The sequence below is a fragment of the Frateuria hangzhouensis genome, assembly GCF_026410505.1.
GTDB classification, from domain to species: Bacteria; Pseudomonadota; Gammaproteobacteria; order Xanthomonadales; family Rhodanobacteraceae; genus Frateuria_A; species Frateuria_A hangzhouensis.
This window is the reverse complement of record NZ_JAPMIU010000001.1, coordinates 279,437-292,401: the sequence shown is the minus strand read 5'-3', so window position 1 is coordinate 292,401 and position 12,965 is coordinate 279,437. Positions and strand designations below refer to the sequence as shown.

Genomic DNA, 12,965 nt, shown 5'->3' with positions numbered 1-12,965 from the left:
GCTAGGCTGGACGCTCGCCATGGGAGGGTGGAATGCACGAGGCACGGATGCCCGGTGCGGCGGCAACCGGAATCGCGTTGCTGCTGGGCGTGGCGGCCGTGCAATGGCTGCCGGCCTTGCCGCCGCCGGCTTGGGGGGCATTGCCCGGCCTGGTGATGTTCTGGGCCAGCCTGCGCTGGCCCAAACTGCGCGTGCCCGCGTTGGTGCTGCTGGGTGTGGCCTGGGCCATCTGGCGCGGCACGCTCGCGCTCGACCTGCGGCTGCCGCGCGAGCTGGAACGGCGCGACTTCGATGTTTCCGGCACGCTGTCCGGCCTGCCGCAGGTACGCGAAGACGCTACCCGCTTCATGTTGCACGTCGATCGAGCAACGCTTGATGGCAAACCGGTAGCCTTGCACGGCCGCGTGCGACTGAGCTGGTACGACGACGCGCCCGCCTTGCCCGCCTGCTCGCGTTGGCAGTTGCACGTAAGGCTGCGGCGGCCGCGCGGCCTACTCAACCCCGGCGGTTACGACAGCGAGCGCAGCGCGTTGGAGAAGCGCATCGCCGCCACGGGTTACGTGCGTGCGAAGGGCATCAACCGGTGGCTGGGAACGGCGCGATGCGTCGATGGCGTGCGTGAGCGCATCGCCCGCGGCATTGCCGCTCGCGTGGCCGATCCTCACGACGCGGCGCTGCTGCAATCGTTCTCCATCGGCGATACGCGCGGACTGAGCCAGGACGACTGGGAAGTGGCGCGCGGCAACGGCGTGTCGCACCTGATCGCCATTTCCGGATTCCACGTGGGCATGGCCGCGCTGTTCGGCATCGCGCTCGTGCGCCTGCTGTACCTGCTTGGGCCAGGCCTGGCGCTGCGCTTGCCGCGCCTGCCGGCCCAGGCCGCCGCGGCCTTGCTGGCGGCGGGCCTGTACGGCGCGCTGGCCGGCTTCGGCCTGCCGACCGTGCGCACGCTGCTGATGATCGCGGTGGTGGCCTTGGCCCGTTGCAGCCGCCGCGCGATCGGCGGCGCGCAGACTCTGGGTCTGGCGATGGTCGCGATGCTGATCGCCGACCCCCTGGCCGTGCTGTCGGCGGGGTTCTGGCTGTCCTTCATCGGCGTGGCCTTCCTGATGCTCTGCCTGAATGCGCGTCCGCAGGGCCTGCGCGGATTTCTGCACGAGCTGACCGCCGGGCAACTGGTGATGACGGTGGCGCTGCTGCCGCTGACGTTGTGGTTCTTCGGCGAAGCTTCGTTGGTCGGCGCCTTGTCGAACCTCATTGCCGTGCCGTTTGTGAGTTTCGTGATCGTGCCTTGCGCGCTGCTGGGCATGTTGCTGCTCCTGCTCGCCCCGCCGACCGCAGCGCCGGTGCTGAAGCTGGCCGCGGTGTTCGTGCACGCACAATGGTGGCTGCTCGAACGCATGGCGAGCTGGCCGGGCGCACATTGGTACCTGCCCGAGGTGGGGCCGTGGGCGTTGCTGCTGGCTACGCTGGGCGCCTTATGGCTGTTCGCCCCGCGCGGCTTGCCGCTGCGCGGGCTGGGCCTGTTGCTGTTCCTGCCGCTGGTCTGGCCGGTGTCGCATCCTCCGGCCGAGGGCGGCTTCCAGGCCTGGGTGCTGGACGTGGGGCAGGGCCTGTCGGTGGTCGTGCGCACCCGCCACCATGCGCTGGTCTACGACGCCGGCGCGCGCTACCCGTCCGGTTTCGACCTGGGCGATGCGGTGGTGGTGCCGGCGTTGCATGCGCTGGGCATCGACCGGCTCGACCTGCTGGCGGTCAGCCATGCGGACAACGATCATGCCGGCGGCGCACCGGCGGTCGCCAAGGCGTTCCCGCATGCCGCGCGCCTTGCCGGGGAGCCCCGGCGCATGCAGGTACCGATGCACCCCTGCGTGGCGGGGCAGGCGTGGCACTGGGATGGGGTCGGTTTTCGCATGTTGTCGCCGTCGCCGCATCCCGCGGGACGGCGCAACGACCGCTCCTGTGTTCTGGCCGTGGACGGTGCAGGCGGGCGCCTGCTGCTGACCGGCGACATCAGCAGTCGTGTGGAGCCTGCCGTGGCCGCCGCCATCGGGCCGGAGCGGCCCACGGTGCTGGTAGTGCCTCACCATGGCAGCCGGCACTCGTCCGACCCGGCCTTCATTGCCGCCGCGGCGCCCCGGCTGGCGCTGGTTTCGGCCGGCTGGCACAATCGCTTCGGCCATCCGCACCCGCTGGTGGTCCAGCGCTACGCCGACGCCGGCGTGCCGCTGCTGAACACCGCCACGCGCGGAGCCATCGAGGTCGTCGCGCAGCCCACTGTCGAGCCCGCCGTGAAAGTCACCTGGCGCCAGCGCCACCCCCGCTACTGGCGTGAGTGAACGGTCGTTTTTGCAACTGCCAAGCGCGCCGCGGAACCCTGTGAAGGGACTGCTATGATGCCGCCTCCCCTTGCGAAGTTGCCCTGGCGGGAGTTAGGCAGTGCTTGAGATTCTGATGGCTGGCGGTTGGGCGTTGGCGCCCATCCTTATCTGTTCGGCGGTGGCCCTGGCGATCGTGCTGGAGCGGTGGTGGACCTTGCGCCGCAAGGCCGTGCTGCCCGATGGGCTTGGCGCGGAAGTGCGCCAGTGGGCGCGAAGCGGCCAGCTCGACCCGGCCCACCTGGAGGCGCTCGCCGCCGGTTCGCCGCTGGGCGAACTGTTGGCCGGCGCGCTGGCCGTGCGCAACCGCCCGCGCGAGCAGATCAAGGAGCGCATCGAGGACACCGGCCGCCACGTGGTGCATCGCATGGAGCGTTACCTGAACACGCTCGGCACCATCGCGCTGATCGGCCCGTTGCTGGGCCTGCTCGGCACCGTGATCGGCCTGATCCGCATGTTCATGCAGGTGATGGGCGGCGGCATGGCCGACCCGACCAAGATGGCCGGTGGCATCGGCGAGGCGCTGATCTGCACGGCCATGGGCCTGGTGGTGGCGATCCCGGCCTATGTGTTGCACCGCTATTTCCGCTCCAAGGTGGCCGGTTACTGCATCGATATGGAGAAGCAGGCCACCGCGCTACTGGATGACCTGACCGGCACGCCGGCGGCCGCGGCGCGTCCGCGTCGCACCGCGGCGGCTGCCACCAGCGCAGGCTGAGGCACGCATGCGTATTGGTTCCGACCGCCGGCAGGACGATTTCGAGATCAACGTGATCTCGCTGATCGACGTGCTGCTGACGCTTTTGATGTTCTTCGTGTTGACCACCACTTTCGTGCAGCACTCGCGCCTGCAGGTCACGCTGCCTCAGGCCAGCGCCGCGGATCGTGACCTGCACGCCCCGGCGCTGACCATGATGATCGATCGCGATGGCCGCTATTACGTGGGCAGCGACGAGGTGATGGGCGAGGGCATCGATCCGCTCAAGCAGGCGATCGCCCGCGTGGCCGGCGACGACCACGACCGTCCGGTGACCATCCGGGCCGACGCCATGACGCCTCACCAGAGCGTGGTCACGGCGATGGACGCACTGGGCCAGCTCGGCTTCTCGCACCTGTCGATCGCCACCACGCCCAGCCAGGGGGCCGCGCGTTGACGGCAACCGGCAAGGTCGCCGTCTGGGACGCCGAAACGCTGCGCGTCTACAAGCGGCTGCTCGGCTATACGCGGCGCTGGTGGATGGTAGGAATGATCGCGGTGCTCGGCATGGCGGTCGATGGTGCCGGCCTGGCCGTGTTCACCAACCTGCTGCGTCCCATGCTGGACCAGTTGTTCGCCAACAAGGACCCCTTCCTGATTTTCTGGATGCCGATCTGGATCATCGGGATCTTCGCCGTACGCGGCATGGGAACCTTCGTAAGCAGCTATGGCATCGCCTACATCGGCCGCAACGTGGTGCAGGCGATCCAGCGGGACGTGTTCGCCTCCTACCTGCGCCTGCCGGCCACCTTCTTTGGCACCGAACCTTCGGGCCAGCAGATCTCGCGCATCACCTACACGAGCGAGCAGGTTGCGGCAGCCTCCACCGATGCGCTGAAGGTGACCGTGACCGAAGGCGTCACCGTGATCGGCATGGCCTACGTGATGCTGCACAACAGCGCTTACCTCACGCTGGCCCTGCTGGTGATGATTCCCGCCGTGGTACTGATCGCCACGGTGGTCAGCCGCCGCTATCGCGCCATCAGCCGGCGCATCCAGGGCTCGATGGGCTCGGTCACCGGCACGGTGGACGAGTCGGTGGGTGCGCATCGGGAAGTGCGCATCTACGGTGGACAGGCACATGAGGCACAGCGCTTCGACCAGGTGACCCAACACACGCGCCGGCTCAACCTCAAGATCGCCGCCACGAACGCCTATTCGAGCACCGCCATCCAGACCACCGCGGCCTTCGCGCTGGCGGTGCTCGTCTACCTCGGCACACGGCCGGGGGCGATCGACCACATCTCGCCGGGCGTATTCATCGCAGTACTCACGGCGATGGGCGCAATGATGCCCTCGCTCAAACGGCTGGCCGGCGTGCAGGCGAACATCCAGCGCGGCGTATCCGCAGCAGAGGATCTGTTTGCGGTGATCGACTTGCCGCCCGAGCAGGACAGCGGATGCCAGATGCTCGAGCGCACCCGCGGCGACCTGCGCTTCGAAGGCATCCACTTGCGCTACCCGCGCAGCGAGACCGAAGCCTTGCGTGGCGTCGAGCTGCACTGCGCGCCGGGCACGGTAACGGCCCTGGTCGGCCGTTCGGGCAGCGGCAAGAGCAGCCTGGTCAGCCTGTTGCCGCGCTTCCAAGAGCCGAGCGCCGGGCACATCGTGCTCGACGGCGCGGACTACCGCGACTACACGCTCGCTTCACTGCGTCGCCAGATCGGCTGGGTGGGGCAGAGCGTGGTGCTGTTCGACGGCACCGTGGCGCAGAACATTGCCTACGGCGAACTGGCCGGCGCCAGCGAAGCGGACATCGTCGCCGCGGCCGAAGCGGCCAACGCGATGGAGTTCATCCAGCGCATGCCGCAAGGCATCCACAGCCCGATCGGGCAGGGTGGCGGCATGCTTTCCGGCGGGCAGCGCCAACGCCTGGCGATCGCCCGGGCGATCCTCAAGAACGCGCCGATCCTGGTGCTGGACGAAGCCACCAGCGCGCTGGACACCGAATCGGAACGGCTGATCCAGCAGGCCCTGCAGCGGCTTATGCGCGATCGCACCACCTTGGTCATCGCGCATCGACTTTCGACCATCGAACATGCCGACCAGATCGCCGTGATGGACCAGGGGCGCATCGTCGAACGTGGCACGCACGCGGAACTGGTAGCCTTGGGCGGACAGTACGCGGCGTTGCACCGCATGCAGTTCCACGAGCAGGAAGAAGGCTGAGGCGTCCACACATGGCGCTTGCGCAGAAGCTCGAACAAGCCTGGTACGGCGAACGCCGTACGCCGCTGTGGACGCATCCGCTGGCGTGGCTCTATGGCGGCGTGACCGGCCTGCGCCGCACGTTCTACCGACGCGGCTGGCGACGAACCGTGCGCCTGCCGGTGCCGGTGGTGGTCATTGGAAACATTACCGCGGGTGGCACGGGCAAGACGCCGCTCACGATCGCGGTGGCCAGGGAACTGCGTGAGCGCGGTTTTACCCCTGGGGTGGTAAGCCGCGGCTACGGTGGACGTCAGCGCGAGCCGCTGCTGCTCAACGAGTCACCCAATCCGCAGCAGGTCGGCGACGAACCGAGCCTGATCCGCACCCAGGGCATCCCGGTGGCCGTGGGCCGCAATCGCCCGGCAGCGGCCAGGCTGCTCATCGGCGCCGGCTGTGACGTGATCATTGCCGACGACGGCCTGCAGCATTATCGGCTGGCCCGCGACGTGGAAATCTGCGTGATCGACGCCGTGCGTGGTTTCGGCAACGGGCGCCTGCTGCCGGCCGGCCCGCTGCGCGAGCCACTGATGCGCCTGGTCACCTCCGACATGCGCGTCTGCAACGGTGGTGAACGCATGGGGGCCTATCCCATGCAACTGCAGGGCGGCGAGGCCTGCTCGCTCAGCGACGATACCTGCCAGCCATTGACCGCCTTCACCGGCCAGCGCGTACACGCCGTGGCCGCCATCGGCCATCCGGCACGCTTCTTCGACAGCCTGCGCGCCTACGGCATATTGCCGATCGAGCACGCCTTCCCGGACCACCACGCCTTCATCCCGGCCGACTTCCATTTCGGTGACGACCTGCCGGTGCTGATGACCGACAAGGATGCCATCAAGTGCCGGCGTTTCGCGCAGCCGGGCTGGTGGCGGGTGCCGGTGCATGCGGAGCTGCCGCGGGAGTTCTTCGAAGCGCTTGCCGGCCGCATCAAGACCAGCCATACGGCCGCCAGCTAGCCGATCGTTTCCGCTTCGCGCTGCTCGGGTTCCATCGCCAGGCGGGGCACGCTTGCGGCACCCAGCAGCCGCGGTTTGAAGTAGCCATCCTCGTAGTAACGGATCTTGTCGCAGCGGATCGGGTGCGGCGTGCCTTCGATGAACACGATCTCCTTCCTGGGGTCGAGTCCCTTCAACTCCTGCGGCAGCATCAGGGCGCGCTTCTCTTCCACTTCCGCATAGGACACGCTGCTGCCTTGACCGAATCCGCCCTTGGAACGGGTGCGCTGGCGCCGTCGCTCGGTGGTATAGCCGAGCATCTCGCTGTATTCGTTGGCGTCGCGCTGCTCGCGTGGTGTGTAGATCACCTGGCAGGCGAGGTTGGTGATCATGCTGCGGGCCTTTTCCGGGCCATACACCGCGTCGAGCTGGGACAACGACTGGATGACGCAGAACACGCGCACGTTGTAGCCGGCGAAATAGGCCACGCCATCGACCATGACGTCGACCCGCCCGAGTGCGGTGAATTCGTCCAGCATGAACAGGCATTGGTGCTTGAGCGTGGGGTCCTTGTCCGGGGTGACGCCCACGTTGAGTTTGATCGCCTGGTTGAAGAAGAGGTTGAGCAGCCCGGCCGCCTCGGTAAGCTTGCTGGGCGAAATGCCGACGTAGATCGACTGCACCCTCCGGCGCAGGTCTGGTAGCCAGAAGTCGTTGCCGGACGTGGCCTTGTCCAGGATCGGATTGGCCAGGATCAGCAGCGGCGCCTGCGTGCTCGCGATCACCGAAGTGAAGGTCTGATCGGCCAGGGCGGTGATGTTGGCAAACGCGGTGCGCGTCCCCGGACTGATATGCGGGTGTTCGAGCACGGTCTTCAGGTGTGCCTTCAAGTCATTGCCATCACCTGAGAGCAGGCGGTAGACGGCGCCCAGGGTGGGGTATCCGTCTTTCTTGTCGAATCCCTTGTCGACCCCGTCCACCCAGCAGTCGAACAACAGGCTGGCCGTCGCGACGAAGGTCGAGCGGGCCATGTTTGCCCAGAACGGGTCCTGGTTGGGCGGGTCCTTGTAAAGGCAATCGGCAATGGCCTGCAGGTCCGAGGTGCGGTAGACCGCGCCGGGACGCACATAAGCGAACGGATTCCACCGATGACTGCGCAGGTCTTCGGCAAACGGATTGAACAAGAACGTGGGGCCGAGCTTCGAACGCCACTGGGAGGTGATGTCGAAGGCCTCCTGCTTGATGTCCAGCACGACCATCGAACCGTGGTAACTGAGCAGGTTCGGGATTACCGCGCCGACACCCTTGCCACTGCGCGTCGGCGCCGCCAGCAGGGCGTGGCGCGTGCCGGGAATGCGCAGGAACTGACGGCCGAACCTGCCCACGATGATACCGGTCGGATCCTGGTTGAGCAGGCCGAGCCGGGCCAGATCTCCTCGGGCGGCGAACCGGGCATCGCCATGGGTGGAGCGTGCTCGCGGCCTGAACATGAAGTAGAGCATTACCGCCCAGGCCGCCAGAGGCAGGCCGAAGCCCACTCCACCGGCGAGCTTGATGCGATCTGCGTAGGGTTCGACTTCGGGCCTGCCGATCGCCACAAGGTAATGGCCGTAGGTGGCTGCATCGAGTGGCACGCGCACATCCAGAAGCGCCACGACCAGCCAGCCGGATGCGTAGAGCCCGGCAACTACAGCGAGCGCCAGAGCCAAGGAGGCGACGATGGCCTTGTTGCGCAAGATCATGAGCTCAGCTTGTCCATGGGAAGAGGTCTGCTTCGCCGCCTAAGGCACTGCGCCCCATTCGGCGATGATGGCGTTCAGCAACGCGGCATTGGTGGCGACGTTGGCACCCGGGCAGGTCATGAGGTACGTCCTGCGCAACTGCGAGGTCGCCGCGGCATCGAAGAACGGATCGAATACGACGAGACTGAAAAAATACGTCGTCGCCGGTACACAGCCGGGGCCGCCGGTTGTACCTGCGCCGGAGATGCCGGCCATGCACGTGTAGACATTGCAAGGATCCACGCTCTGGGCGCGGACGGAAGCCGTGGTAAGGCCAGTAGCGGCGGTGCCGACCACCAGGAGAATGGAGCGGATGCGTAGTTTCAAGGCGTTCCTCCGGCGCTTGTTGAGACAGATTTCGCTAGGGTGATGCTCATGGTCAAACCCGGTATTGCGGATGTGGGCGAACGGGAATGGCCTCGTCGTGGATGACAGGCGACATGGTTGTCACGCGTGCGCCGGAAACCGGCGAGGGCCTGCCGTGCAGGCCGGAGGCGGCTTGCGGGCGAACGCCCGGCTGTCCCGCATGGATGGGGTGTTGTGCATGCGACATGACATATCCGACATAGGAACCCGGCGGTTGTCCCTGCGGCCCGGGACGGCTGCCGGGGCCACCGCCAAAGGCGGAGTAATGCATGAAGCTGCCCACGGTCCCCTGGAAGAATGCCGCGGCCAGTGGCGGTACGCTGATGATCAGCACGGTCATCAACAGTCCAATCCCGCCTTGTTGCAGCGCCTGGCTGGACAGCCCTTCCTTACTTAAGCCGGTCAACTGGTTGATCAGGTTCGCCGACCAGAATGCGGCCGCCACGCGCAAGGTCAGTTGCAGCACCAGCGAACTGATGAAACCCAGGGCGGCCATGGAGAAGATCGTTCCAATGCCGTACAGCAGCCATTTGCGGAAGAGATCTTTGGTCTGGTCGAAGATGAGGCAAAGGATGAACAGCGGCCCCAAGCCGATGAACAGGGCAATGGTGGTCTGGTAGAGCAGCAACATCGCCCCGGCTGCCATCGGCGGACTGGCGGTGCCCAATCCAGCAATGAGCATGGCGTGAGCCTTGCGCTTGGTTGTCTCAAAATCACCGGGCGCAACCTGCACCGCGTCGATCGCGCCCAGCGCAAGCTGGGTCCAGGCAAGGTTCTTGTCGATGGTTTCCGCAGCGGTCTCGTCGCTACCGGTGAAAAGCTGGTTGATGCCGGTACTCAGGTCCGTGGTGAACAGCCGATGCAGATTGGAGCCGAAGACCGACATGGTGGTGGCGGCGGTGACGATGATGACGACACGCGTCATGTTCATCACCATGGCCATCAGCGATTCGCGCGACTGTCCGGTGATGAGGCGGTAGCCCTGGATCATGATCCATAGCGTCACCATGAGCAGTGCCAATGCACTCGCCCACGTCATGAAGGACGCCATGAGATTCATTCCGAAATTGTTGATCTGTTTAGTCAGGTAGTCATAAACCAGCCTGAAGTAAACAAAGTCGGCGAGGTTTGTTGGCATTGCGCCTGATTCCTTTCTTTTGCGCCGGGCCGCTCATTCCACACGCGCGTGGATTTGCCCGTGTCTATCAATCGATGGAGAGCGCTGATTTCAGGGCGGCCGCCTGCACCACGGTCCCCAAGACGTTTTGTCCCCTTAACGCCGTCTTTGCCAGGATCGATTGTTGCTTGTTGAGACCATCGATAATGGCCTGGTCTCCCGCAATCGCCGTTTGCCAATGCTGCGTGGCATAGGACGTTGTCGCGTCGAGAGTGGCAGCCTGGGTAGTCGCGCCGCTTGTTGTTCCGAGCGTGTTCACTTGATTGGCCAGTTTGTTGAGCTTTTGCAACGTCCCGCTGTATTGGTCCAATTGATTGACGATGTTGACCGTGCGGTTGTACTGGTCGATTTGAAGCACCGTGATGTTCGCGCAAATCTGCTGCTGGGCTACCGTGATAGGCGTTTGATCACTGATAGCTGACGCGGCGGACGTCAGCAGGCTGCCGATTACGGAACCACCGGAGGCACTTGGACAATTCTGGTCAATGAGTTCAGTCGGGTCGGTGATCGGTTCGAGCTTGGCCGAGAAAAAGGAAATATTGGTGCCGAGGCCCTTTACGGTCATGAGCAATTGCTGGAGCTGCTCCACCTGCTTCGCAAATTGCAGGCCTTGCCTGGTGTACCCGGCCATGCTCTGGACCAGCTGCGACTTGAAGCCCTCCTCGTTCGCCGCGATGGCGGTGGGGTCGGTAACCAGCACCTGAGCCCGGGGCGCGTCGATGGAAACGCCGAGTATGGCCACGATCAGGGCGACCTGGCCCCACAGGCGCGGCCGCATCGGGTGGGGGAGCACGTGGGTCATGGCGCTTTCCTCTCGTAATGACGGTGGATCAATCAATGGGCCGTTGCGAAAGCTGCGCCGGCCGCAGGCGATGCATGGGACCGGCCCTTGCCGCTGCCCTTGCGACTTGCATAGAACAGTTCGAGCCATTGCTCGGGACGCAAGGCATCGGCCGGCACGCCCTTGGCGGTGGCGCATTCGTGCAGGACCCGATGCATGATGTCGATGTTGTCGGTGGAGGCGGAGATCACCGCCAGGGCGTCGTCCATGCCGCGCAGGTTGAGCTGGCAGACAGCGCTGGCGTGGCCCTGCTTGACCAGGAAACAACGGGATCGCTCGTCCAGGCTGACAACCACCTGGTATTCGGCTTCGGTCAGCTTCAGGCCGTTGATGTAGTCCTCGCGGCTGGCATTGGGGTTGGGCAACAGGATCATCGTGGCCGTCTGCTCGACCAGGGCTGCGGCGATGTCGCTGGCCAGCGCGTCCTCGGGGCTCTGCGTGGCGAAGATCCCCAGACCGTTCTGCTTACGGATGGTCTTCTGCTTGTTCTTGGCGAACTCCTTCAGGCCCCCCTTGCCATCGAGGATTTTCCAGAATTCGTCCATCACGTAGATCAGCGGTCGGCCGTCGATCAGCGCCTCCAGGCGGTGCAGCAAGTAGTTGATGACCGGCGCGCGCACTTCCGGGTTGTCGATGATTTCGGTGTAGTCGAAGCCGATGATGCTGGCCTTCTCCAGGTCGATCGTGTCGACCGGGTTGTCGAACACCCAGCCCAGCGAATTGCCGGCCGTCCATTTGCGCATGCGGATGAACAGGCCGTCGTCGCCGAGGTTCGGCAGGCTCTTCTGGAAGTTGGTCATGCTGCGAAGGCGCATGGGTGTGTCGAGCATGCTCTCGACGGCGCGGAAGATGTCCTCCTCCTCGCGCGAGCTGTAAACGCTCTTGCCTGCCAGCACCTTGACCAGGTCGGCCAGAAACTGGACGTTGGCCTCGGTCCGGTCGCAATGGAACGGGTTGAAGCCGGTGGGCTTGCCGTTTTCCAGCGCAAGGTAATTGCCACCGCAGGCGCGCACGAAGATCTCCGCGCCGCGGTCCTTGTCGAAGAAGAAGATGGTCGGGGCCGGCTCGAACTTCTGCACCTGGCTCAGCAGGAAGTTGATCAACGCGGTCTTGCCGGTGCCGGATTTGCCGATCACCATCGTGTTGGCGATGGCCTTCTCGCCCAGCGAATTCTCGGCCGGATGGGTGGCGTGGAAGTTGAAGTAATAAGGCTGCCCGTTGGTGCTCTGAAGGGTGGTGACGCAGTCCCCCCAGGGGTTGTTCTCCCGCTTGCCCATGGCGAAGTTGTGCAGCGGGCTCAGGCCCAGGAAGTTCAGTGAGCTGACGTTGGCCAGGCGGGTGCGGTACTTCCAGTTGCCTGGCAGCTGCGCGTAGAAGGCGGCGGTGACGGCGAGGTCCTCCTTGACCGAGACGAAGCCGGCGTTGGACAGCTCCGCGCGGGTCGCGGCGATCTGCTGCGACAGCGCTTCCTGGCTCGGCGCGTAGATGGCGATGGTGAAGTGGTACTCGCCCAGCACGAAATTGCCCGACGCCAGCTGGTCCATCGCCAGGTCCAGCTCGGCGATCTGGCTGAACGCCTTGTCGCCGGAGGACACCATCATGCCCTTGGTGCGGTCCAGCGCCTTGAGGGCATCCTGGCGGCCCATGGGACTGAAGGAGTGCGTGATGACGTATTCGAAGCCCAGGTACTTCAAGCCGTTGAGGATGCCGGGGTAGGTGCCGTCGGTGTATTCCTTGATGTTGAGGATGGCGCCGAAGTGATTGACGCCCTGCGGCGTGGTTACCACGAAATCGCCGGTCTTGGCGGAGAATCGCTGCTTGCTTACCGGCAGGTAGTTGTAGACCGGTGCGGGCAGCACTGGCACGGGCTCGTCCAGCCGGTTGAGCAGGTAGCCGTAGAATTCCAGCGCTTCGGAGAACACCACGCCGTTGGCGGCTTCGTACATGCCCAGGCGGTGGGGCGCGTAGTCCTTGAGTACGGCCTCGACGTTGCCCGCCAGCTCCAGGATGGTGACCACGGCCTGCTGCTGTTCGGCCTCGAGCCGGCTAACGTCGCTCGGCTTCTCGGCCAATTTTTTCCCGCTGACCACGGGCCGGTAGAGCATCGTGAGGTAGAGCTCGTTCTGCATGAGCTTCTGGCTCGACAGCGCTTCGTAATAGGCCTCCGACAGGGCCTGGTTGAACGGCTGGACGAAACGGCCCCGGTCGGCGATGCGCCGGCGGCGGCGCACATCGTGAATCCAGAACGCGACGTTGACGAAATCGGGCGCGCGCAGGGTCTGCAACATGCGGTTGAAGGTGGCATGGCGATGCTCCAGGTCCCATTCCTCGCGCCCCACGAAGGGCAAGCCACCCAGCCGCCAGACCATCAGAAAGTCGCCGCCGGTGGTCTTGAGCACCGTGGGCGACACGTGGGTGGACAGCGGCAAGAGCTCGCTGATGGGGGTATCGGGCAGGAAGGCGGGCTTGGACATGTGCAGGTTCCGGTGGCCGCCCTGGTCGGCAAACCAGGGCGGCGG

At 65.3% G+C, this 12,965-nt stretch carries 10 protein-coding genes; 5 read left to right on the top strand and 5 right to left on the bottom strand.

Annotated elements, in window-relative coordinates:
- Positions 1-32 precede the first annotated feature (32 nt).
- The 5 genes from OSC30_RS01290 to lpxK all read left to right on the top strand — a co-directional run bounded on the left by OSC30_RS01290 (position 33) and on the right by lpxK (position 6,302).
- On the top strand, positions 33-2,339 hold the full coding sequence (locus OSC30_RS01290) for a DNA internalization-related competence protein ComEC/Rec2 (protein WP_267170014.1): 2,307 nt from the start codon (positions 33-35) through the stop codon (positions 2,337-2,339).
- A gap of 115 nt (positions 2,340-2,454) precedes the next feature.
- The gene (locus tag OSC30_RS01285) at positions 2,455-3,096 is read left to right on the top strand and encodes a MotA/TolQ/ExbB proton channel family protein (protein ID WP_267170138.1); all 642 of its coding nucleotides are present in this window, start codon (positions 2,455-2,457) and stop codon (positions 3,094-3,096) included.
- A 7-nt stretch (positions 3,097-3,103) separates the two neighbouring features.
- Complete coding sequence (locus tag OSC30_RS01280; RefSeq protein ID WP_267170013.1) at positions 3,104-3,532, top strand: ExbD/TolR family protein; 429 nt, start codon at positions 3,104-3,106, stop codon at positions 3,530-3,532.
- Positions 3,529-5,304 carry a lipid A export permease/ATP-binding protein MsbA gene (gene msbA, locus OSC30_RS01275; protein WP_267170012.1) on the top strand — a complete coding sequence of 592 codons (1,776 nt, stop codon included), beginning with the start codon at positions 3,529-3,531 and terminating at the stop codon, positions 5,302-5,304. Before OSC30_RS01280 ends, msbA begins: the two co-directional genes overlap by 4 nt.
- Before the next feature lie 11 nt (positions 5,305-5,315).
- The gene (gene lpxK, locus OSC30_RS01270; protein ID WP_267170011.1) at positions 5,316-6,302 is read left to right on the top strand and encodes a tetraacyldisaccharide 4'-kinase; all 987 of its coding nucleotides are present in this window, start codon (positions 5,316-5,318) and stop codon (positions 6,300-6,302) included.
- Here lpxK and OSC30_RS01265 read toward each other — a convergent pair.
- The 5 genes from OSC30_RS01265 to OSC30_RS01245 form a co-directional block, all read right to left on the bottom strand.
- Complete coding sequence (locus tag OSC30_RS01265) at positions 6,299-8,023, bottom strand: type IV secretory system conjugative DNA transfer family protein (RefSeq protein ID WP_267170010.1); 1,725 nt, start codon at positions 8,021-8,023, stop codon at positions 6,299-6,301. The genes lpxK and OSC30_RS01265 overlap by 4 nt on opposite strands.
- Positions 8,024-8,062: 39 nt before the next feature.
- The gene (locus tag OSC30_RS01260; protein ID WP_267170009.1) at positions 8,063-8,389 is read right to left on the bottom strand and encodes a hypothetical protein; all 327 of its coding nucleotides are present in this window, start codon (positions 8,387-8,389) and stop codon (positions 8,063-8,065) included.
- Between the two features lie 52 nt (positions 8,390-8,441).
- Positions 8,442-9,566 (bottom strand): TrbL/VirB6 family protein, encoded by a 1,125-nt coding sequence (locus OSC30_RS01255; RefSeq protein WP_267170008.1) that lies wholly within the window; start codon positions 9,564-9,566, stop codon positions 8,442-8,444.
- Positions 9,567-9,633: 67 nt separating this feature from the next.
- Positions 9,634-10,407 carry a hypothetical protein gene (locus OSC30_RS01250; protein WP_267170007.1) on the bottom strand — a complete coding sequence of 258 codons (774 nt, stop codon included), beginning with the start codon at positions 10,405-10,407 and terminating at the stop codon, positions 9,634-9,636.
- 32 nt (positions 10,408-10,439) lie between these two features.
- The gene (locus OSC30_RS01245; RefSeq protein ID WP_267170006.1) at positions 10,440-12,920 is read right to left on the bottom strand and encodes a VirB4 family type IV secretion/conjugal transfer ATPase; all 2,481 of its coding nucleotides are present in this window, start codon (positions 12,918-12,920) and stop codon (positions 10,440-10,442) included.
- Positions 12,921-12,965: the final 45 nt, after the last annotated feature.